Consider the following 23,191-nt stretch of genomic DNA (forward strand, 5'->3'; position numbering starts at 1 on the left):
CCGACTTTTTACCATTTACTGCTTAGCCGCGAAACTCGCCACGACCGTTGTACTTGGCTTTACCTGCCAATTGCTCTTCGATGCGCAGCAATTGGTTGTACTTGGAGACGCGATCGGAACGGCACAGGGAACCGGTCTTGATCTGGCCCGCCGAAGTACCCACGGCCAGGTCGGCAATGGTGGAGTCTTCGGTTTCGCCGGAGCGATGGGAGATCACGGCGGTGTAGCCCGCAGCCTTGGCCATCTGGATGGCTTCCAGGGTTTCGGTCAGGGTGCCGATCTGGTTGAACTTGATCAGGATCGAGTTGGCGATCTTCTTGTCGATGCCTTCTTTCAGGATCTTGGTGTTGGTCACGAACAGGTCGTCGCCCACCAACTGGATTTTCTCGCCGATCTTGTCGGTGAGGATTTTCCAGCCATCCCAGTCGGACTCGTCCAGGCCGTCTTCGATCGAGATGATCGGGTAGCGCTGGGTCAGGCCCTTGAGGTATTCAGCAAAACCTTCGGAGTTGAACACCTGGCCTTCGCCGGACAAGTTGTACTTGCCGTCTTCATAGAATTCGCTGGCAGCGCAGTCCAGGGCCAGGGTCACGTCGGTGCCCAGCTTGTAGCCAGCGTTGGCGACGGCTTCGGAGATGACTTTGAGTGCATCTTCATTGGAGGCCAGGTTCGGCGCGAAACCACCTTCGTCACCCACGGCAGTGCTCAGGCCACGGGCCTTCAGTACAGCCTTGAGGTGATGGAAAATCTCGGTGCCCATGCGCAGGCCTTCGGAGAAGGACTTGGCGCCAACCGGCTGCACCATGAACTCCTGGATGTCGACGTTGTTATCCGCGTGCTCGCCACCGTTGATGATGTTCATCATCGGCACCGGCATCGAGTAGACGCCAGGGGTGCCGTTCAGGTTGGCAATGTGTGCGTACAACGGCAGGTCTTGGTCCTGCGCAGCCGCCTTGGCAGCTGCCAGGGACACCGCGAGGATGGCGTTGGCGCCGAGGCTGCCTTTGTTTTCAGTGCCGTCGAGCTTGATCATCGCGTGGTCCAGGGCTTTCTGGTCCAGCGGGTCCTTGCCCAGCAACAGGTCACGAATCGGACCGTTGATGTTGGCTACAGCCTTGAGTACACCCTTGCCCAGGTAACGGCTCTTGTCGCCATCACGCAGTTCCAGCGCTTCGCGCGAACCGGTGGAAGCACCGGACGGCGCGCAGGCGCTGCCGATGATGCCGTTATCGAGAAGCACGTCGGCTTCGACGGTGGGGTTGCCACGGGAGTCGAGAACTTCACGACCTTTGATGTCGACGATTTTTGCCATTGTTGTAAACACTCCAAAGTTGACGAAAACGACGCAGCTGAAGGAAATCTTTTGACCGACCGCAAGGGTGGAACAACGGGGCAGGCTTGCAGACGACAAGGCTCAGGCCCGGGGGCCTGAGCGTAAAGCGTGGGAAATTCTACCGGAGAAATGCCAGTTACGCGGTCTCTACCGTCGGAAAACTCTTGACCAGCTCATCCAACTGCTTGAGCTGGGCCAGGAATGGCTCCAGCTTGTCCAGGCGCAGGGCGCATGGGCCATCACATTTGGCGTTGTCCGGGTCTGGGTGAGCTTCAAGGAACAGGCCCGCCAGCGACTGGCTCATGCCCGCCTTGGCCAGGTCCGTCACCTGGGCACGTCGCCCGCCAGCGGAGTCCGAACGACCACCGGGCATTTGCAGCGCGTGGGTCACGTCGAAGAACACGGGGTATTCGAACTGTTTCATGATGCCGAAACCAAGCATATCCACCACGAGATTGTTGTAGCCGAAGCTCGAACCCCGCTCGCAGAGGATCAACTGGTCGTTACCCGCTTCCACGCACTTGCTCAGGATGTGTTTCATCTCCTGGGGGGCGAGGAACTGGGCTTTCTTGATATTGATCACAGCGCCGGTCTTGGCCATGGCGACCACGAGGTCGGTCTGGCGCGAAAGAAAGGCCGGCAACTGGATGATGTCGCACACCTCGGCGACCACGGCAGCCTGCTCAGGCTCGTGGACGTCGGTGATGATCGGCACGCCGAAGGCTTGCTTGATGTCCTGGAAGATCCGCATGCCTTCTTCAAGGCCCGGGCCGCGATAGGAGGTGACGGACGAACGGTTGGCCTTGTCGAAGCTGGCCTTGAAGACATAAGGGATACCCAGTTTCTGGGTGACCCGAACGTACTCCTCACACACCTGCATCGCCATGTCGCGGCTTTCCAGGACGTTCATGCCGCCGAACAGCACCATGGGCTTGTCGTTGGCAATCTCGATGTCGCCTACGCGAATGATCTTCTGGGCCATCTGGTTTACGCCTTCTTCTGGTGTTGCGTCAGTGCTGCTTTGACGAAACCACTGAACAACGGGTGACCGTCGCGCGGCGTCGAGGTGAACTCCGGGTGGAACTGGCAGGCCACGAACCACGGATGATCCGGTGCCTCGACCACTTCAACCAGCTTGCCATCATCGGAGCGACCGGAAATCTTCAGGCCGGCTTCCTTGATCTGCGGCAGCAGGTTGTTGTTCACTTCATAACGGTGGCGGTGGCGCTCGACGATCACGTCCTTGCCGTAGCAGTCATGAACCAACGAACCCGGTTCCAGCAAGCAGTTTTGTGCGCCAAGGCGCATAGTGCCACCCAGGTCGGAGCTTTCGGTACGGGTTTCAACGGCGCCAGTGGCGTCTTCCCACTCGGTGATCAGGCCCACGACCGGGTGGCCGCTGCTGTGATCGAACTCGGTAGAGTTAGCGTCTTTCCAGCCCAGCACGTTACGGGCGAACTCGATAACGGCCACTTGCATGCCCAGGCAGATACCCAGGTACGGCACCTTGTTTTCGCGGGCGTACTGCACCGCAGTGATCTTGCCTTCCACGCCACGCAGGCCGAAACCGCCGGGAACGAGGATAGCGTCGACACCTTCGAGCAGCGCGGTGCCCTGGTTCTCGATGTCTTCGGAGTCGATGTAGCGCAGGTTGACCTTGGTACGGTTGCTGATACCGGCGTGGCTCATGGCTTCGATCAGCGACTTGTACGCGTCCAGCAGCTCCATGTACTTACCGACCATGGCGATGGTGACTTCATGCTCAGGGTTGAGCTTGGCGTCGACAACCGCTTCCCACTCGGACAGGTCGGCGCCGCCGCACTGCAGGCCGAAACGCTCGACCACAAAATCATCCAGCCCTTGCGAATGCAGGATGCCCGGGATCTTGTAGATGGTGTCGGCGTCTTCCAGGGCAATTACCGCACGTTCTTCAACGTTGGTGAACTGCGCGATCTTGCGGCGCGAGGAAATGTCGATCGGGTGATCGGAGCGGCATACCAGCACATCCGGCTGCAGGCCGATGGAACGCAGTTCCTTGACCGAGTGCTGGGTAGGCTTGGTTTTGGTTTCGCCGGCAGTGGCAATGTAGGGCACCAGTGTCAGGTGCATCAGCATCGCGCGCTTGGCGCCAACTTCGAAACGCAACTGGCGGATGGCTTCGAGGAACGGTTGGGACTCGATGTCACCCACGGTGCCACCGATCTCGACCATCGCCACGTCGGCATCGCCTGCACCCTTGATGATGCGGCGCTTGATTTCGTCGGTGATGTGCGGGATCACCTGGATGGTTGCACCCAGGTAGTCACCACGGCGCTCTTTGCGCAGCACGTGCTCGTAGACACGGCCGGTGGTGAAGTTGTTGTTCTGGGTCATGGTCGTGCGGATGAACCGCTCGTAGTGGCCCAGGTCCAGGTCGGTCTCGGCGCCGTCGTGGGTGACGAACACTTCACCGTGCTGGAACGGGCTCATGGTGCCCGGGTCAACGTTGATGTACGGGTCCAGCTTGAGCATGGTGACCTTAAGTCCCCGCGCCTCCAGGATGGCCGCCAATGAAGCGGAGGCAATGCCTTTCCCCAATGAAGAAACAACACCGCCCGTGACGAATATGTAGCGCGTCATGAAAAACCCTAGAAGTCTGCGTTAAAGCGGTCCGAGCCGCCGGGGAAAGCGAAGGAAGGCCGAAGCCCCCGATCACCTGCATTAATCACAGTGCACCTTTCAAAAAAACCGCCGCGTTGTGACAGACCAGCAATGAAACACCGGTACGTTGATCGCTACACATTTTTTGGAATCGCCCAGCAAAGACTGCTTGGTAATCGGCAACGACTGCGATTCAGGCGAATCCACAGAAGTTGTATCAAGAAGGGAGCGTAGTCTACCGGAAAGGCGCTATCAGCTCAAACCTTGATCGCAGGTCTGTGGCAACCAATCCAATTGCACCTCACCCATCGACCGGGCCCATGCCCCCGCAACGCTTGGCACAGCCAGCAATTGCTCGCCCCGATAGACCAGCGGCAATCTGCCACGGACAAAGCCCGGCATGCCGCTTTCATTCAGCAGGCGCTTGAGATCACGCCGCCCTCGGCCCGGTACGTCGATGATTTCGCCGCCCTGGCGATAACGGATCACCAGCGGGTCTAAGGGGGCCTTGCCGATAAATCTCAGTAGGCCATTGCCTGGTAACTCTAGTGGATTTTGCGGATCGGGCCAGCTCACCGATGCGTCGGAAAACTCCGACCATGTTGAGGGCAACCACCAGATGCGTTCACCGCTACGCTGCATTTGGCCGTCGGCCAGGCGCCACAGAGGCTGTGCGTCGCTCTTGGCATCGCGCAGGGCATGCCAACTGACCCAGTGGTCGCTGTCGGGCAAACGGGTCAGTGGCGTCAGCCAATGCCGCAGGACGTTGCGCTGACGGGCATCGGATAGTTCGCGCAATGGCTCAAGCGCCAGGGACGGCAGAGGCAACCAGGGAAATGTAGAAGGCTGGTCGGCGCGCTGCAGGTCCATCAGCGCCAACTCGTCGAGCAGCCCTTGAGCCTCAGCCATGTGTTCAGCCGTGCGGGCCAGGTGGGTGATCGCCTGGGGCCAGCGCTCCGTCACGGCAGGGAGTACACGGTGACGCAAGTAATTGCGGGAAAACCGGGAATCAACGTTGGAGGGGTCTTCGATCCACTGCAACTGATGCTGATGGGCGTAGGCTTCCAGCTCGCTACGGGAGCACGCCAGCAACGGCCGCACCAAGCGGCCTTGGGCCAACGGGCGATGCTCAGGCATAGCCGCCAACCCTCGCACACCGGCGCCACGCAGCAGGCGAAACAGCAGGGTTTCGGCCTGATCGTCGCGGTGTTGGCCGGTGAGCATCACCTCCCCGACATTGGTCACCTCGGCAAACGCCGTATAGCGTGCATCACGGGCAGCCCGTTCAAGACTGGCGCCAGGCTGCACCTGCACGCGCATGGTCCGCAGGGGCACGCCCAGGCTGTCGCAGACCGCTTGGCAATGAGCAGGCCATACCTCTGCGGCAGCTTGCAGACCATGGTGGACATGGACGGCGCTGAGAGGAGGCAGATTTTCAATTTTGGCCAGCGAGGCCAGGAGGTGCAGCAGGACGGTGGAGTCGAGACCGCCGGAGAATGCAATATGCCAGGCCGGCGCGTTGCGCCAGGGGGCCAGGGTGTGCAGGAGTGCGGCCGGCAGGGTTGGTTTCATCACACGTCACCGCCGCAAAGCTGGAATACGTTCGTCAGCATACACAAAGCAAATGTGGGAGCCGGGCTTGCCCGCGATGCAGGCACCTCGGTGTATCAGTGATACCAAGGTGATGCTATCGCAGGCAAGCCAGCTCCCACACAAGCCGGCTACTACATTGGGTACAGCGTCGGCTTAGAGGCCGTAGCTCATCAGGCGCTCGTAACGACGAGCCAGCAGCGCTTCGTTATCCAGCTTCTTGAGCATCGCCAGTTGCGACCCCAACTCGGCACGGATGGTCGCAGCGGCGGCAGCCGGGTCACGGTGGGCGCCGCCCAGTGGCTCGGCGATGACCTTGTCCACGATACCCAGGCCCTTGAGGCGATCAGCGGTGATGCCCATGGCTTCGGCAGCGTCCGGTGCCTTTTCGGCGGTTTTCCACAGGATCGAGGCGCAACCTTCCGGCGAGATCACCGCGTAGGTGGAATATTGCAACATGTTCAACTGGTCGCAGACACCAATAGCCAGCGCACCGCCAGAACCACCTTCACCGATCACGGTGGCGATGATCGGGGTTTTCAGGCGCGCCATGACGCGCAGGTTCCAGGCAATCGCTTCGCTCTGGTTGCGCTCTTCGGCGTCGATACCCGGGTAGGCACCCGGCGTGTCGATGAAGGTCAGGATCGGCATCTTGAAACGCTCGGCCATTTCCATCAGGCGGCACGCCTTGCGGTAGCCTTCCGGACGCGGCATGCCGAAGTTGCGGCGTACTTTCTCGCGCACTTCACGGCCTTTCTGGTGACCGATCACCATCACCGGCTGGTCGTCCAGGCGAGCGATACCGCCCACGATGGCCGCGTCGTCGGAGAAGTGGCGGTCGCCGTGCAACTCGTCGAACTCGGTGAAGATGTGCTCGATGTAGTCCAGGGTGTAAGGACGGCGCGGGTGGCGAGCCAGGCGCGCGATCTGCCAGCTGGTCAGCTTGCCGAAGATGTCTTCGGTGAGCGTGCTGCTCTTGTCTTGCAGGCGAGCGATCTCATCGCCGATGTTCAGCGAATTGTCATTGCCGACCAGGCGCAGCTCTTCGATCTTGGCTTGCAGGTCAGCGATCGGCTGTTCGAAATCAAGAAAATTCGGGTTCATAAGCGTCCGTCTTGGGTCGACGGCCAAGGGGTGCCTGGCCAGCCGGTTGTCTATTCGCGCCCTACCTTAAGGGAGAGGCGCGTTTAGGTCGAGATTAAATGTTTAGTCGAGATCAGACTCATCTGACCGTCAACGGTATTGGAGGAAGACGTTGTCTCGCCCGAACTGGTCACGCAAAGCTTGAATCAAGCCATCAGCGGGATCAATTCGCCACGTCTCACCAAACTGCAACATGGCCTTGGCATCGCTACCGGTGTACTCCATGGTCACCGGGCATGCGCCACGGTGGCGTTTGAGCAAGTCCCCCAACCAGCGTAGCTGATCGCCTTTAAGCGCTTCGGTCTTGACCTTCAGGCGCAGGCTCTCGGCCAGGTTGGTGCGGGCATCTTCCATGCTCATCACCCGCTTGATACGCAGGCGCAGACCACCGGAGAAGTCATCATTGCTGACCTCCCCTTCCACCACCACCATGGCGTCGGTCTGCAGCAGCGACTGGGCGGAGTGGAACGCGTCGGCAAACAATGACGCTTCGATGCGGCCCGAGCGGTCATCGAGGGTGATGAAGCCCATCTTGTCGCCCTTCTTATTTTTCATCACCCGCAGGGCGATGATCATGCCGGCGACGGTCTGGGTATCCCGCGCCGGTTTCAGGTCGATGATGCGCTGACGGGCGAAACGGCGGATTTCGCCTTCGTACTCGTCAATCGGGTGACCGGTAAGGTAAAGGCCCAAGGTGTCTTTCTCACCTTTCAGGCGCTCCTTGAGCGTCAGCTCCTTGGCCTTGCGGTGGTTGGCGTAGACATCCGCATCTTCTTCGACGAACAGCCCGCCAAACAGGTCGGCGTGGCCGCTGTCATGGGTACGGGCAGTCTGTTCGGCAGCCTTGATCGCCTCTTCCATGGCGGTCAGCAGCACCGCACGGTTGCGGTCGATATTGGCCTGGTAAGCCTTCGGCTCATCATGGAAGTACGGGCCAAGACGGTCGAGTGCGCCGCTGCGGATCAGGCCATCGAGGGTACGCTTGTTGATGCGCTTGAGGTCCACCCGCGCGCAGAAATCGAACAGGTCTTTGAACGGCCCGTCCTGACGCGCCTCGGTAATGGCCTCCACCGGGCCTTCGCCCACGCCCTTGATCGCGCCGAGGCCATAGATGATGCGGCCTTCGTCGTTCACCGTGAACTTGAACTCCGAAGCGTTCACGTCCGGCGCGTCGAGGCGCAGCTTCATGGTGCGCACTTCCTCGATCAAGGTCACGACCTTGTCGGTGTTGTGCATATCCGCCGAGAGTACCGCCGCCATGAACGGCGCCGGGTAATGGGCTTTCAGCCAGGCGGTCTGGTACGACACCAGGCCGTAGGCGGCGGAGTGGGATTTGTTGAAACCATAACCGGCGAATTTTTCTACCAGGTCGAAGATGTTACCGGCCAGGTCGGCATCGATGTTGTTAGTCGCGCAGCCTTCAATGAAACCGCCGCGCTGCTTGGCCATTTCCTCGGGCTTTTTCTTACCCATGGCGCGACGCAGCATGTCCGCACCGCCGAGGGTGTAGCCGGCCATCACCTGGGCGATCTGCATCACCTGTTCCTGGTACAGGATGATGCCGTAGGTCGGCGCCAGTACGGGCTTGAGACCCTCATACTGGTAGTCGGAGTGCGGGTAAGCCAGTTCGGCCCGGCCGTGTTTACGGTTGATGAAGTCATCCACCATGCCCGATTGCAGCGGGCCGGGACGGAACAGGGCCACCAGTGCGATCAAGTCTTCCAGGCAGTCGGGCTTGAGCTTTTTGATCAGCTCTTTCATGCCCCGGGATTCAAGCTGGAACACCGCGGTGGTTTCGGCTTTTTGCAGCAGGCTGTAGGTCGGTTTGTCGTCCAGCGGGATAAACGCGATATCCAGCGGTTCTTCGCCGACCTTGGCACGGTCGCGGTTGATGGTCTTGAGCGCCCAGTCGATGATCGTCAGGGTGCGCAGGCCGAGGAAGTCGAACTTCACCAGGCCGGCCGCCTCCACGTCGTCCTTGTCGAACTGGGTGACCAGGCCGTCGCCTTCTTCATCGCAATAGATCGGCGAAAAGTCGGTGAGCTTGGTCGGCGCGATAACCACACCGCCGGCGTGTTTACCGACGTTACGCACCACGCCTTCGAGCTTGCGCGCCATGTCCCAGATTTCGGCGGCTTCTTCATCGACCTTGATAAAGTCGCGCAGGATTTCTTCCTGCTCGTAGGCTTTTTCCAGGGTCATGCCGACTTCGAACGGGATCATCTTAGACAGGCGGTCGGCCAAACCATAGGACTTGCCCTGCACCCGCGCTACGTCGCGGATTACCGCTTTGGCGGCCATGGAACCGAAGGTGATGATCTGGCTTACCGCGTTGCGGCCATATTTTTCGGCCACGTATTCAATCACGCGGTCACGGCCATCCATGCAGAAGTCGACGTCGAAGTCGGGCATGGAAACCCGTTCCGGGTTCAGGAACCGCTCGAACAGCAGGTCATATTCCAGCGGGTCAAGGTCGGTGATCTTCTGTACATAGGCCACCAGCGAGCCAGCACCTGACCCCCGGCCCGGACCTACCGGTACGCCGTTGTTTTTAGCCCACTGGATAAAGTCCATTACGATCAGGAAGTAGCCGGGGAACCCCATCTGGATAATGATATCCAGCTCGAAATTCAACCGATCGACATACACCTGGCGCTTGGCTTCGTAGTCTTCGGTGGTGTCCTTGGGCAGCAGGACGCTGAGGCGTTCTTCCAGGCCATCGAACGACACTTTGCGAAAATATTCGTCGATGGTCATGCCATCGGGAATCGGGAAGTTGGGCAGGAAGTGCTTGCCCAGCTTTACTTCAATGTTGCAGCGCTTGGCGATCTCGACGGAGTTCTCAAGGGCCTCGGGCAAATCGCTGAACAGCTCCGCCATTTCATCGGCGCTTTTGAGGTACTGCTCTTCGCTGTAGTTCTTCGAACGGCGCGGGTCATCCAGGGCCCGGCCTTCGCCGATGCACACGCGGGTTTCGTGAGCTTCGAAATCTTCTTTCTTGATAAAGCGCACATCGTTGGTCGCCACCAGCGGCGCACCCAGCTTGTCAGCCAAGGCTACGGCAGCGTGCAGATGCTCTTCATCGTTAGGGCGATTGGTGCGCTGCACTTCCAGGTAGAAACGGCCCGGGAATACCTGCATCCACTCGCGCGCCAGCACCTCGGCTTCCTGGGGGTTGCCGCCCAGCAGCGCGATACCGATTTCACCCTCTTTGGCCGCCGAGAGCATGATCAGGCCTTCGCTGGCTTCGGCCACCCACTCGCGCTCAATGATGATCGAGCCGTTGCGCTGGCCGTCGATAAAGCCACGGGAAATCAGTTCGGTAAGGTTGCGATAACCCACGCCGTTCATCGCCAGCAGGCTGATGCGGCTCAGGGGGTTATCCGGGTCTTTGTTGGACAGCCACAGGTCGGCGCCGCAGATCGGCTTGATGCCGGCGCCCATGGCGTTCTTGTAGAACTTGACCAGGGAACACATGTTGTTCTGGTCGGTAACCGCGACCGCAGGCATGTTCATGCCCACCAGGGTTTTGACCAGCGGTTTGATCCGTACCAGGCCGTCGACCAGGGAGTATTCAGTGTGCAGGCGCAGATGAACGAATGAAGCCGGCATAGTGATCCTGTCTTGATACATGAAAACAACAAGGCCCGGATTGTACCGGGCCTGGGTAAAAACATCAGCCTTGCTGCTAAACCTCGATCAGACTCTCACGGGCCTCATAAGCCTGGCGTACCGGGGCAAACGAGCGGCGATGGATCGGGGTGGGGCCGAGCCGAGCCAGGGCTTCCAGATGAACGGGCGTCGGGTAGCCTTTATGGCCGCCAATCCCGTAGCCGGGATAGATCAATTCGAACGCAGCCATTTCACGGTCGCGGCTGACCTTGGCCAGGATCGAGGCGGCGGCAATGGCGGGAACCTTGCTATCGCCCTTGACCACCGCTTCGGACGGCATCGTCAGCTTGGGGCAGCGGTTGCCGTCGATCATCGCCATTTTCGGGGTGATGTGCAGCCCTTCCACAGCGCGCTGCATCGCCAGCATCGTGGCGTGCAGGATATTCAGCTCGTCGATTTCTTCGACTTCAGCCCGGGCGATATGCCAGCTCAGGGCTTTTTCACAGATCTCGTCATAGAGCTTTTCACGACGGGCTTCGGTGAGCTTCTTCGAATCGTTGAGTCCCAGGATCGGGCGGTTCGGATCGAGGATCACCGCCGCCGTGACCACCGCACCACACAGCGGGCCGCGCCCGACTTCGTCAACACCCGCCACCAGTTCGTGGGCTTGGGCAACGAGGCTGAAATCCAGGCCCATTTGGATGGTCATAAGGCGTCCTGTTTATGGCCGATCAAGGTCAACACGGCGTCGGCCGCCTGGTTCGAGGCATCACGGCGTAACGTGCGGTGAATGTCATCGAAACCACGGGTCTGCTCTTCGCCGCCGTCAATCAAGGGTAGTAGGGTTTGCGCAAGCGCTTCGGGCGTTGCATCGTCCTGCAACAACTCCGGCACCAGCAGGCGCTGGGCCAGCAGGTTGGGCAAGGAAATATAAGGGCTCTTGACCATGCGCTTGAGGATCCAGAAGGTCAGCGGCGCCAGGCGATAGGCGACGACCATTGGCCGCTTGTACAGCAGGGCCTCCAGCGTGGCAGTACCCGAGGCGATCAGTACCGCATCGCAGGCTGCCAGGGCCAGGTGGGACTGGCCATCGAGCAGGGTCAACGGCAGGTTGCGACCTTCCAGCAGGGTTTCGATCTGGGCACGGCGTTGCGGACTGGCGCAGGGCAGCACAAAGCGGATCCCCGGCTTTTGCGCTTGAAGACGTTCGGCAGCATCAAAAAACAACGCGCCCAAGCGCCCCACCTCGCCGCCACGGCTCCCTGGCATCAACGCAACCAAGGGGCCATCGGGCAAGCCCAGCTCGGCGCGCGCAGCCGCACGATCAGCTTGCAAGGGAATAGCGTCAGCCAGGGTGTGGCCGACAAACCGCACCGGCACGCCCTTCTCTTCGTAGAACCGGGCTTCGAATGGCAGCAACGTCAACATGAGGTCGCAGCCTTCGCGGATTTTCAACACGCGCTTCTGGCGCCACGCCCATACGGATGGGCTGACGTAGTGCACGGTCTTGATCCCGGCCTGACGCAACTTGAGTTCGATATTGAGCGTGAAATCCGGCGCATCGATGCCGATAAAGACGTCAGGCTTTTCTTCGATCAGCGTCTTGATCAGCAGCTTGCGGCGAGCCAGCAACTCACGCAGGCGCCCCAAGACTTCCACCAGCCCCATGACCGACAGGCGCTCCATGGGGAAGTAGGAGGTCAGGCCTTCGGCCTGCATCAACGGGCCGCCGACCCCGATAAATTCCACCGCCGGATGCTGGGCCTTGAGCGCCCGCATCAAGCCAGCCCCCAGGATATCGCCGGAAGCTTCACCGGCCACGAGCGCAATACGCAAAGTGGCCATGATCAGCGGGTAATGCCGCGAGTCGAGGTCTGGATAGAGTCACGGAACACCGCGACTTCCGGGAACTGCGTGGCAGGCTCGGCCAGCTCGGCCAGGGCCTGCTCCACGGTCAACCCTTGGCGATAAACCGTCTTGTAGGCACGGCGCAGGGCGTGAATGGCTTCTTCGCTGAAACCGCGACGACGCATGCCTTCAAAATTCATGCTACGGGCTTCGGCAGGGTTGCCAAATACCGTCACGAACGCCGGGACATCCTTGCCGATAGCGGTGCCCATGCCGGAAAAGCTGTGGGCGCCGATATGGCAGTACTGATGCACCAGGGTGAAACCGGAGAGGATCGCCCAGTCATCAACGTGCACATGGCCCGCCAAGGCTGTGTTGTTAACCAGGATGCAATGGTTGCCGATCACGCTGTCATGGCCGATGTGCGCATAGGCCATGACCAGGTTGTGATCACCCAGGGTGGTTTCGGCGCGATCCTGCACGGTGCCGCGGTGAATGGTGACGCCTTCACGAATGATGTTGTGGTCACCGATGACCAGGCGTGTTTCTTCACCCTTGTACTTCATGTCCGGGGTGTCTTCGCCTACCGAGGAGAACTGGTAGATACGATTGTGTTTGCCAATACGGGTCGGACCTTTAAGGATCACGTGTGGCCCGATGACAGTCCCCTCGCCGATTTCCACACCTGCGCCGACGATCGACCAAGGGCCGACCTCAACGTCGGCGGCCAGTACGGCCGACGGATCGATGATTGCGCGAGGGTCAATCAAACTCATAGTTTGCGTTCCGCACAGATGATCTCGGCAGAGCACACCGGCTTGCCATCCACCGAGGCCTGGCATTCGAACTTCCAGATCTGGCGCTTGCAACTGATGAACCTGGCTTCCAGGATCAACTGGTCACCCGGGGTGACCGGGTTGCGAAAGCGCAGCTTGTCGGAGCCCACGAAATAGTAAAGCGTGCCATCGGCAGGCTTGAGGTCGAGCATTTTGAAACCAAGGATACCGGCAGCCTGGGCCATGGCTTCGATGATCAACACGCCCGGCATGATTGGATGCTCAGGAAAGTGACCGTTGAAGAATGGTTCGTTGATGCTGACATTCTTGTAGGCACGAATGCGCTTTTCCTCGACGTTGAGGTCCACTACGCGATCCACCAGCAGGAACGGGTAACGGTGGGGCAGGTATTCGCGAATCTCTTTGATGTCCATCATTTCGGGGGGGAAGCCTGTAATAAAGATTGGGGGCGGGCGCACCAGGCGCACGCCCCGCTAGCAAATCAAGGAGGCCGTCTAGCGGCTGTGCACACTTGATATGGAAATGGTATCAGTCTTCAGATGAAGCATTAGCGCCAGGGGTCACGTCCCCGACACGCTTTTCAAGCTGTTTGATACGTCGTGCCATGTCGTCGATCTTCCTCAAACGCGCGGCACTCTTGCGCCATTCGGCCGCAGGTTGCATCGCGGTACCGGACGAATAGGCCCCTGGCTCTGTGATCGAGTGGGTCACCATGGTCATGCCGGTGATGAAGACGTTGTCGCAAATATCGATATGCCCCACCAGCCCTACGCCACCGGCGAGCATGCAATGCTTGCCGATCTTGGTGCTGCCGGAAATACCCACGCAGGCGGCCATGGCGGTGTGATCGCCAATCTGCACGTTGTGGGCGATCTGGATCTGGTTATCGAGCTTTACACCGTTACCGATCACGGTATCGGCCAGGGCCCCGCGATCCACAGCAGTGTTCACGCCGATCTCCACATCGTCGCCGATCAATACGCCACCGACCTGGGCGATCTTGTGCCAGATGCCCTTGGCATTGGCAAAGCCGAAGCCTTCACCGCCGATCACGGCGCCCGACTGGATGACCACACGCTGACCGATACGCACATCGTGGTACAGGGTCACACGAGGAGCCAGCCAGCCATCGGCACCAATTTCGCAGCGCGCGCCAATGAAACAGTGGGCACCCACGGTGACGCCTGCACCAATACGCGCCCCGCTCTCGATCACGGCAAACGCGCCGATGCTGGCCGCAGGGTCAACCTGGGCATCATCGGCGATCACGGCAGACGGGTGAATACCGCCGGCCGCTTTCGGCTTGGGATCGAACAGGTGGGACGCCTTGGCGTACGACAGGTACGGGTCGGCCACCACCAGCGCATCCCCGGCAAACCCTTCGGCGTCAGCGGCCTTCAGCAACACAGCTGCGGCCTGGCAGTCGACCAGGTATTTACGGTATTGAGGATTTGCGAGGAAGCTCAACTGAGCTGGGCCAGCCTCCTGCAAGGTGGCTAGCCCAGTGATTTCTTTCTCCTTGGAGCCACGCAAGGTGGCCCCCAGGAACTCGGCCAACTCGCCGAGTTTGATAGTCGCTGTCATGGTTTACTTCAGCTGGTTCATGCGCTCGATCACCTGGCGGGTGATGTCGTATTGAGGCTTGACGTCGATCACGGCGCCACGCTCGAACACCAGGTCAAAGGCACCCTTCTTGATGACTTCTTCCACAGCGCTGTCCAATTTCGGCTTGAGCTGCTTGAGCATTTCGCGGTCGGCCACAGCCTTGGCTTCGTTCAGCTCCTTGGATTGGAACTGGTAGTCACGGGCCTTTTGCTTGAATTCAAGCTCCAGACGCTCGCGCTCGCCTTGCTGCATCTTGTCGCCACCGGCTACCAGGCGATCCTGGATGCCCTTGGCGCTGCTTTCCAACGTCTTGAGCTTGGTCAGTTGCGGACCGAATTTCTTCTCGGCGTCCACGGCGTATCGCTTGGCCGCATCGGATTCCAGCAGGGCCATCTGATAGTTCAGAACGGCGATTTTCATTTCGGCGAAGGCCGGGGTGGTGACCAGCACAGTGGCCAGCAAGACCAATTGAGTCAACTTACGCACGATGTACTCCTACAGAATCCGTTGTCGTTATCTTAGGTCAGACGCTTAGAACGTCTGGCCGAGGGAGAATTGGAAAATCTGGGTTTCAGCGTTATCCGGTTTCTTGATCGGCATGGCCAGAGCAAAGCTCAACGGGCCCAGCGCAGTCACCCAGGTCACACCCACACCCACGGAGCTTGCCAGATTGCTGAGGCTCACGTCGTTGCATTGGGTGTTGGACTTCACGCCACTTGGGTTGGTGATCTGATCGCACTTGGAGTCGAACACGTTACCCACATCCCAGAAGACCGACGTACGCAGCGACCGCTGGTCTTTCACGAATGGCAGCGGGAATAGAATTTCCGCACCACCCTGGATCAGCACGTTACCACCGAATGGCAGCGGGTCGTTGTCCGAGTCAGCGACAGTGCCTTGGTTACCGGTCTGGGCAAAACCGCGGCTCGGTGTACCGCGCGGACCCAAGGTGCTGTCCTTGAAGCCACGTACCGAGTTGAAACCACCTGCATAGTAGTTTTCATAGAACGGCAAGCCATTGGTCGAACCATAACCGTCGCCATAGCCCAACTCTGTGTGCAGGCGCATGGTGTAGTTATCGCTCAACGGCTGGAACAACTGGCCACGGTAGTCGAGCTTGAAGAACGACAGGTCGCTGCCCGGCGTGGTGACTTCCGCAGTCAGGCTCTGGGAGTGGCCGCGGGTTGCCAGTACGCCTTTGTTCAGGGTCGACTCGGACCAACCGGCAGACGCCTTGAAGTTCAGGAACTTGTCGCCTTCACGACGGGTGAAGTCGAAGATTTCGTCCACGGTATAAATACCGGTCTTGATCTCATCCTGCTGGGCGGTAAGGCCGAAGGTCAGGCGCGAGGTCTCGCTGATCGGGTAACCCACATTGACACCGGCACCCAGGCTGTCGATCGCATAGCTTGCAACGTCAACATCGAGGTCTTTGTAGTCGGTGGTGCGGTAGAAGGCGTTGTAGCCCAGGCTCACACCGTCTGCAGTCCAGTAGGGGTCGGTGTAGCCGAAGTTGTATCGGCTCTGGTATTCGCTGCGGGTCAGGCCGATGGACACACGGTTACCGGTACCCAGGAAGTTGTTCTGCGTGATGGAACCACCCAGGATCAAACCGGCGCTCTGAGCGAAACCGACGCTGGCGGTAATCGAACCCGAGGCTTGCTCTTCAACGGCGTAGTTCACGTCAACCTGGTCATCCACACCCGGTACGGCCGGGGTTTCGACGTTGACTTCCTTGAAGAAGCCCAGGCGCTCAAGACGGGTCTTGGACTGGTCGATCAGGTAGGTCGAAGCCCAGCCACCTTCCATCTGACGCATTTCACGACGCAACACTTCGTCCGCGGACTTGGTGTTGCCACGGAAGTTGATGCGGTTGACGTAGGCACGCTTGCCTGGATCGACGACGAAAGTGATGTCCACGGTGTGGTCTTCATCATTCGGGGTCGGCACGCCGTTGACGTTGGCGAAGGTATAGCCTTCGTTACCCAGGCGACGGGTGATCAGTTCAGAGGTGGTGGTCATCAGCTTGCGCGAGAACACCTGGTCCTTCTGCACGAGCAGCAGGGACTTGACCTGGTCTTCAGGCACTTTCAAGTCGCCGCTGAGCTTGACGTCACGAACCTTGTACTTCTCGCCTTCGTTGACGTTGACGGTGATGTAGACGTGCTTCTTGTCCGGGGTGATGGACACCTGGGTCGAAGCGATGTCCATGTTGATGTAGCCACGGTCCAGGTAGTAGGAGCGCAGGCGTTCCAGGTCACCGGAGAGTTTTTCACGGGCGTACTTGTCATCGTTCTTGAAGAACGACAACCAGTTGGTGGTCTTGAGTTCGAACAGGTCGACCAGGTCTTCATCAGGGAACTTGGTGTTGCCCACGACGTTGATGTGCTGGATGGCAGCCACGGTGCCTTCGTTGATGTTGACCTTCAGGCCCACACGGTTACGAGGCTGGGGGATCACTTCGGTTTCCACGGTCGCGGAGTAGCGGCCCTGGGCAACGTACTGGCGTTGCAGCTCGTTACGCACACCCTCAAGGGTCGCGCGCTGGAAGATCTCGCCCTCGGCCAGGCCCGATTGCTTCAGACCCTTCATCAGGTCTTCAGTGGAGATGGCCTTGTTACCTTCGATCGCGATACTGGCGACGGAAGGTCGCTCGACGACCGTGATGACCAGGACGTTGCCTTCGCGACCCAGTTGGATATCTTGAAAGAACCCGGTTTTGAACAGCGCACGAGTGGATTCCACCAGGCGACGATCATCCGCCTGTTCCCCGACGTTCAACGGCAAGGCACCAAAGACGCTACCCGCGGAAACCCGCTGGAGGCCGTTGACGCGAATATCGGAGATGGTGAAGGACTCGGCGTGAACTTCGGCGATCATCAATACGGTGAGAACCGCAGTTAGCAGCAGACGTTTCATGAAGTCCTTTCTTATTCCAACTGGCAATAAACAAACTGCCGCAAAATGCGGCAGATTCGCAATTCAGCGAAGCGTTACAGACGTCCCAGATCGTTGACCAGGGCTAACAACATCACCCCGACCACCAAACTGATACCGATCTGTATCCCCCAACCCTGCACCCGATCCGACAAGGGGCGACCACGCACCCACTCGACCAGATAAAACAGCAGATGCCCCCCATCCAATACTGGAATGGGCAGCAAATTCAGAACCCCAAGGCTAATACTCAGATAAGCCAGGAAATTCAGGAAATCCGCGACACCCGACTGGGCAGAAGCGCCCGCCACTTTAGCAATGGTTATCGGTCCACTCAAGTTTTTTACCGAGAGCTCACCGAACAACATTTTCTTGAGGGATTCGAGGGTCAGCACGCTCATGGTCCAGGTGCGTTTCGCACCCTCGCCAATCGCGGCCAAAGGCCCGTAGCTGACCTCTCGCACCATCGATGGCGGCCACTCGACACCTTTGACCCCGGCCCCCAGGTAGCCCCCGGCCGCCTTGGCTTCGCCTCGCACCGACAAGGTCACGGGGACATCGATTTGAGCACCCTCGCGCTCAACTTTCAGCACAATTTTGGTATCAGGGCGTACACGCACCAGGTCGACCACCTGCTGCCAGTCACCCAGCGCCTGGCCATCGAGGGCCAGCAAGCGATCACCGGTTTTCAGGCCTGCAGCCTGGGCCGGGCCTTTCGGATCAAGCTCGGCCAGCACCGGCGGCAAGGCCGGACGCCAAGGGCGAATCCCCAGGGATTTGATCGGGTCGGGCTCATCAGCGCCCTTGAGCCAATGGTCCAGCGCCAACGCCCGCGGGGTTTCGGCGCTGGAATCCTGGTCACGCACCACCACATTGACGGTGCCGCTTTCGCCCAGGCGACGCACCAACTGCAAGTTGACCGCGCCCCAGCCCGTGGTGGGTTCGCCATCAATGGATACAATTTCCTGCCCAGCCGTCAGGCCAGCCTTGGCCGCGATGCTGTCGGCTTCGACCGCGCCAATGACCGGGCGCACCTGCTGGCTGCCCAGCATGGCCAAGACCCAGAAGAACACAATCGCCAACAGGAAGTTGGCAATCGGCCCCGCCGCAACAATCGCAATACGCTGACGAACGGTCTTGCGATTGAAGGATTGGTCCACCTGGTCTGCAGGCACTTCGCCTTCGCGCTCATCGAGCATCTTGACGTAGCCGCCCAACGGGATAGCCGCAATGACAAATTCAGTGCCGCGGCGATCATGCCAACGCAACAACGGCATGCCGAAACCGACGGAAAAGCGCAATACCTTGACGCCGCAACGACGCGCGACCCAGAAGTGGCCGAATTCGTGGAAGGTCACCAACACACCCAGAGCAACCAGGGTGCCGACAATCATGTAGAGCGCACTCATCTAATTTCTCCGCATCTCAATCCAATGCCTGAAGACTCAAACCTTAACGCGCATTGCGTTCCAACCATTGCCCAGCCAGGGCTCGGGCCTTGGTGTCGGCCTCGAACACCGCCTCCAGGTCATTTACCGCTACCACTGGCTCAAGGGCCAGGACGTCCTCGATGATACTCGCGATCTGCGGAAAGCGGATGCGCCGTTCAAGAAACGCCGCCACGGCCACTTCATTGGCCGCGTTAAGCATCGCCGGGGCACTGTTACCCGCCTCGGCCGCTTGCCGCGCCAGGCGCAAACACGGGAAACGCTGCTCGTCCGGGGCTTCGAAGTCCAGGCGCGCGATTGCAAACAAGTCCAACGGTGCTACGCCGGAATCAATGCGCTCCGGCCACGCCAAGGCGTTGGCGATCGGTGTGCGCATGTCCGGGTTACCCAACTGCGCCAACACCGAACCATCCACGTAATCGACCAGGGAATGGATCACACTTTGTGGGTGAATCACCACCTCAACCTGGTCAGGCCGCGCATCGAACAACCAGCATGCCTCGATCAACTCCAGGCCCTTGTTCATCATGCTCGCCGAATCCACCGAGATTTTGCGCCCCATGGACCAGTTCGGGTGGGCGCACGCCTGATCGGGAGACACATGCTCCAGCTCGGCCGAAGGAGTCTGGCGGAATGGGCCACCCGATGCCGTCAGCAGAATCCGGCGCACGCCGACCTGGCTCAAGCCGCGGGCAAAATCACCGGGCATGCACTGGAAGATTGCGTTGTGCTCGCTGTCCAGAGGCAGCAGCACCGCGCCGCTCTTGCGCACCGCTTGCATAAAGAGTGCGCCGGACATGACCAAGGCTTCTTTATTGGCCAGCAGGATTTTCTTGCCAGCATCGACTGCCGCCAAGGTCGGGCGCAAACCTGCTGCGCCGACAATCGCCGCCACCACGGTATCCACGTCCGCATCGGCCGAGACCTGGCACAACCCTGCCTCGCCGACCAGTACCTGAGTGGCCAGCCCGGCAGCCCGCAGATCGTCCTGCAGAGTGCGAGCCGCAGCCGCCTCTGGCACCACGGCAAAGCGCGGCGAGTGACGCACGCACAAGGCCAGCAACTCGCGCAAACGCGTGAAGCCAGTCAGGGCGAAAACCTGATAGCGATCAGGGTGACGCGCAATGACGTCCAGGGTACTGAGCCCGACCGAGCCGGTCGCGCCCAGCACCGTAACCTGCTGCAGGCGGCTCACGAAGCGATCATCCACAACAGCACGGCAAAGATCGGTAGCGCAGCGGTAAGGCTGTCGATACGGTCAAGCACACCACCATGACCTGGCAGCAGGTTACTGCTGTCCTTGATACCAGCCTGGCGCTTGAACATGCTCTCGGTCAGGTCACCCACCACCGAGATGAAAACGACGATAGCCGTGCCCAGCAAGGCCAGGAGCACTTCCTTTACCGACCAGTCGCGCACCACACCGACCACCAGGCTGATCAGCAGCGTCAAGGCCAGGCCGCCGTATACGCCTTCCCAGCTCTTGCCTGGGCTGACGGCCGGGGCCAGCTTGCGCTTGCCAAAGGCTCGGCCCGAAAAGTAGGCACCAATGTCAGCGCCCCATACCAACACCATCACCGCCAGGATCAACTCGTTGCCAAGCGGGTAACGCTTGATCTCCACCAACCCTTGCCAGGCCGGCAACAGGATCGCCAGGCCAATCACCAGCTTGCAGGCCACGCTGGACCATTGGCCACTGGTGCGCGGATAGGTGAGCACCAGGAAAGTCGCCAGCGCCCACCACAACACGGCAGCACCCAGGACCCAGGGCGCGATGTCCGGCAGGATGTACATGAAGAACAACAACAGCGCGACCACAGCGGCGTAGACCACACGCGGCAATTGGTTGACGAAGCCTGCCAGTCGCGCCCACTCCCAGGCCCCAAGGGTCACGACCAGGCCGATGAACAGCGCAAAGCCGGACCCGTCGAGCAGGAAAAAACCGCACAAGGCAATCGGCAGCAGGATCAGCGCCGTGATGATTCGTTGTTTAAGCATTTAAACCCGGGCTCCAGCTTCGATCTGCTCGCTCGTTTTACCGAAGCGACGCTGACGGGAAGCGAAATCGGCCAGTGCATTACGCATGGCATCGTGTTTGAAGTCCGGCCAGAACAGGTCGGAGAAGTACAGTTCGGTGTAGGCCAGCTGCCACAGCAGGAAATTGCTGATGCGATGCTCGCCACCGGTACGAATACACAAGTCCGGCAACGGCAGGTCGCCGGTCACCAGGCAGGTTTGTAACAGTTCGGGCGTGATGTCGTCCGGGCGCAGATGGCCGGCCTGCACTTCGCGGGCAAGCCGCTGCGCAGCCTGGGCGATATCCCACTGGCCGCCGTAGTTGGCTGCGATCTGCAACACAAAACGGTTACTGCCGGCAGTGATGGCCTCGGCTTCGCGCATGGCCGTTTGCAGTTCCGGATGGAACCGCGAGCGATCACCGATGATGCGCAGACTGATGTTGTTGTCGTTGAGGCGCTTGGCCTCACGACGCAGAGCCTTGAAGAACAGGTCCATCAAGGCACTGACCTCATCGGCGGGCCGCTGCCAGTTCTCACTGGAGAAGGCGAACAAGGTCAGCACTTCGACCTTGGCCTCGGCGCACACCTCAATCACCGCCCTTACCGCGTCAACACCCGCTTTATGCCCGGCAACACCCGGCATAAAGCGTTTTTTCGCCCAGCGATTATTCCCATCCATGATGATCGCGACATGGCGCGGCACCACGGAGGGCACAGTCTGCTTGGTCTTTTCCATGAAGGCGTCCTGACCCCTTATACGGCCATCAGGTCCTTTTCTTTTTCTTCGGTCGCCTTGGTGATCTGGGCTTCGGCGTCCTTGGTCAGCTTGTCGATATCAGCGACGGCACGGCGCTCTTCGTCTTCGCTGATTTCCTTGTCTTTGACCAGCTTCTTCAGGTCGCCCAACGCATCGCGGCGGATATTACGCACGGCAACACGGGCATCTTCAGCGGCACTGCGCGCCTGCTTGGTGAAGCCCTTGCGGGTTTCTTCGGTCAGGGCAGGCATGGAGATCAGCAGCAACTCGCCCAGGTTGGTCGGGTTGAGGTTCAGACCAGCGCTCTGGATCGCCTTGTCGACGGCGGCGAGCATGTTGCGCTCGAAGGCAACAACTTGCAGGGTACGCGAATCCTTCACGGTCACGTTGGCCACACCGCTCAGCGGGGTGTCGGAACCGTAGTAAGGCACCATCACGCTGCCCAGGATGCTTGGGTGCGCCTTGCCAGTACGGATCTGGCCAAAAGCGTGGCTCAAGGATTCCAGGGATTTCTGCATACGCGCCTGGGCGTCTTTCTTGATTTCGTTGATCATTGTTGGCCTTCCTCGATCAGAGTCCCTTCTGCGCCGCCGTGTACGATATTCAGCAGGGCGCCGGGCTTGTTCATGTTAAATACGCGCAGCGGCATCTTGTGGTCGCGGCACAGACAGATAGCGGTCAGGTCCATGACACCCAGCTTGCGATCCAGTACTTCATCGTAGGTCAGATGATCGAACTTCTCGGCATGCGGGTCTTTGAATGGGTCTGCAGTGTATACGCCATCCACCTTGGTCGCCTTCAACACCACGTCGGCATCGATTTCGATAGCACGCAGGCATGCGGCCGAGTCGGTGGTGAAGAACGGGTTACCGGTGCCGGCGGCAAAGATCACTACTTCCTTGGCGTTCAGGTGGCGCATGGCTTTGCGGCGATCATAGTGATCGGTCACGCCAACCATGGAAATAGCCGACATCACGATGGCCGAGATGTTGGCGCGCTCCAGGGCGTCGCGCATGGCCAGGGCGTTCATCACAGTGGCCAGCATGCCCATGTGGTCGCCGGTAACCCGATCCATACCGGCAGCACTCAGTGCCGCACCGCGGAACAGGTTGCCACCACCAATCACCAGGCCGACCTGCACGCCGATACCGACCAACTGGCCGACTTCCAGCGCCATGCGGTCAAGCACCTTGGGGTCGATCCCGAACTCTTCCGAGCCCATCAGGGCCTCGCCGCTGAGCTTGAGTAGAATGCGTTTATAGCGAGCCTGATAACCACTGCCCTGCTGAGCCATTGCGAATCTCTCCTGCGGCGTATTTTTTAAAAATTCTTGGCGAGCCGTTTTACGGCTTGCGTTCACTCTAGCTGGACGCTGTCACAGCGCCATCGGAACACGGCTTTGTAAGCCAGTTCCGAGAGGAAACCAAATAAAATTGGCCTTCCCATTTGAAAAGAGGCTGCGC

19 protein-coding genes are annotated in these 23,191 nt (G+C 59.8%); all 19 read right to left on the reverse strand.

Annotated elements, in window-relative coordinates:
* Positions 1 to 22: 22 nt before the first annotated feature.
* Positions 23 to 1,312 carry a phosphopyruvate hydratase gene (eno, locus tag DK871_RS19145; protein ID WP_003189193.1) on the reverse strand — a complete coding sequence of 430 codons (1,290 nt, stop codon included), beginning with the start codon at positions 1,310 to 1,312 and terminating at the stop codon, positions 23 to 25.
* A gap of 157 nt (positions 1,313 to 1,469) precedes the next feature.
* On the reverse strand, positions 1,470 to 2,315 hold the full coding sequence (gene kdsA, locus DK871_RS19150; RefSeq protein WP_003189190.1) for a 3-deoxy-8-phosphooctulonate synthase: 846 nt from the start codon (positions 2,313 to 2,315) through the stop codon (positions 1,470 to 1,472).
* 5 nt (positions 2,316 to 2,320) lie between these two features.
* Entirely contained in the window at positions 2,321 to 3,952 is a 1,632-nt protein-coding gene (locus DK871_RS19155) for a CTP synthase (protein WP_032893177.1), read from the reverse strand.
* Between the two features lie 273 nt (positions 3,953 to 4,225).
* Complete coding sequence (gene tilS, locus DK871_RS19160; protein ID WP_161906291.1) at positions 4,226 to 5,545, reverse strand: tRNA lysidine(34) synthetase TilS; 1,320 nt, start codon at positions 5,543 to 5,545, stop codon at positions 4,226 to 4,228.
* Between the two features lie 174 nt (positions 5,546 to 5,719).
* Positions 5,720 to 6,667 carry an acetyl-CoA carboxylase carboxyltransferase subunit alpha gene (locus DK871_RS19165; RefSeq protein WP_003189182.1) on the reverse strand — a complete coding sequence of 316 codons (948 nt, stop codon included), beginning with the start codon at positions 6,665 to 6,667 and terminating at the stop codon, positions 5,720 to 5,722.
* Positions 6,668 to 6,796: 129 nt separating this feature from the next.
* Complete coding sequence (dnaE, locus tag DK871_RS19170) at positions 6,797 to 10,318, reverse strand: DNA polymerase III subunit alpha (protein WP_032893179.1); 3,522 nt, start codon at positions 10,316 to 10,318, stop codon at positions 6,797 to 6,799.
* 76 nt (positions 10,319 to 10,394) lie between these two features.
* The gene (gene rnhB / locus DK871_RS19175; protein ID WP_161793220.1) at positions 10,395 to 11,021 is read right to left on the reverse strand and encodes a ribonuclease HII; all 627 of its coding nucleotides are present in this window, start codon (positions 11,019 to 11,021) and stop codon (positions 10,395 to 10,397) included.
* 2 nt (positions 11,022 to 11,023) lie between these two features.
* Positions 11,024 to 12,163 (reverse strand): lipid-A-disaccharide synthase, encoded by a 1,140-nt coding sequence (gene lpxB / locus DK871_RS19180; protein WP_161906292.1) that lies wholly within the window; start codon positions 12,161 to 12,163, stop codon positions 11,024 to 11,026.
* Between the two features lie 2 nt (positions 12,164 to 12,165).
* A complete protein-coding gene (lpxA, locus tag DK871_RS19185; RefSeq protein ID WP_032893181.1) occupies positions 12,166 to 12,942 on the reverse strand; it encodes an acyl-ACP--UDP-N-acetylglucosamine O-acyltransferase in 777 nt (258 codons plus the stop codon).
* Positions 12,939 to 13,379, reverse strand: a complete 441-nt coding sequence (gene fabZ, locus DK871_RS19190) for a 3-hydroxyacyl-ACP dehydratase FabZ (RefSeq protein WP_161906293.1) — start codon at positions 13,377 to 13,379, stop codon at positions 12,939 to 12,941. Before fabZ ends, lpxA begins: the two co-directional genes overlap by 4 nt.
* A gap of 112 nt (positions 13,380 to 13,491) precedes the next feature.
* A complete protein-coding gene (lpxD, locus tag DK871_RS19195) occupies positions 13,492 to 14,547 on the reverse strand; it encodes a UDP-3-O-(3-hydroxymyristoyl)glucosamine N-acyltransferase (RefSeq protein WP_161906294.1) in 1,056 nt (351 codons plus the stop codon).
* 3 nt (positions 14,548 to 14,550) lie between these two features.
* Positions 14,551 to 15,054, reverse strand: a complete 504-nt coding sequence (locus DK871_RS19200; RefSeq protein ID WP_003189173.1) for an OmpH family outer membrane protein — start codon at positions 15,052 to 15,054, stop codon at positions 14,551 to 14,553.
* Between the two features lie 45 nt (positions 15,055 to 15,099).
* Complete coding sequence (bamA, locus tag DK871_RS19205) at positions 15,100 to 17,487, reverse strand: outer membrane protein assembly factor BamA (protein WP_161906295.1); 2,388 nt, start codon at positions 17,485 to 17,487, stop codon at positions 15,100 to 15,102.
* A 74-nt stretch (positions 17,488 to 17,561) separates the two neighbouring features.
* Positions 17,562 to 18,914 (reverse strand): sigma E protease regulator RseP, encoded by a 1,353-nt coding sequence (gene rseP, locus DK871_RS19210; protein ID WP_161906296.1) that lies wholly within the window; start codon positions 18,912 to 18,914, stop codon positions 17,562 to 17,564.
* 43 nt (positions 18,915 to 18,957) lie between these two features.
* Complete coding sequence (gene ispC, locus DK871_RS19215) at positions 18,958 to 20,148, reverse strand: 1-deoxy-D-xylulose-5-phosphate reductoisomerase (RefSeq protein ID WP_161906297.1); 1,191 nt, start codon at positions 20,146 to 20,148, stop codon at positions 18,958 to 18,960.
* Positions 20,145 to 20,951, reverse strand: a complete 807-nt coding sequence (locus DK871_RS19220; protein ID WP_034134915.1) for a phosphatidate cytidylyltransferase — start codon at positions 20,949 to 20,951, stop codon at positions 20,145 to 20,147. The genes ispC and DK871_RS19220 overlap by 4 nt, the downstream gene beginning before the upstream one ends.
* On the reverse strand, positions 20,952 to 21,707 hold the full coding sequence (gene uppS, locus DK871_RS19225; RefSeq protein WP_003189167.1) for a polyprenyl diphosphate synthase: 756 nt from the start codon (positions 21,705 to 21,707) through the stop codon (positions 20,952 to 20,954).
* A gap of 17 nt (positions 21,708 to 21,724) precedes the next feature.
* Positions 21,725 to 22,282, reverse strand: coding sequence for a ribosome recycling factor (frr, locus tag DK871_RS19230; RefSeq protein WP_003189163.1), 558 nt, complete (start codon positions 22,280 to 22,282; stop codon positions 21,725 to 21,727).
* Positions 22,279 to 23,022, reverse strand: a complete 744-nt coding sequence (pyrH, locus tag DK871_RS19235; RefSeq protein ID WP_003172271.1) for a UMP kinase — start codon at positions 23,020 to 23,022, stop codon at positions 22,279 to 22,281. The genes frr and pyrH overlap by 4 nt, the downstream gene beginning before the upstream one ends.
* Positions 23,023 to 23,191: the final 169 nt, after the last annotated feature.

The sequence above is a fragment of the Pseudomonas sp. L13 genome, assembly GCF_009935965.1.
Classification (GTDB): Bacteria; Pseudomonadota; Gammaproteobacteria; order Pseudomonadales; family Pseudomonadaceae; genus Aquipseudomonas; species Aquipseudomonas lactis.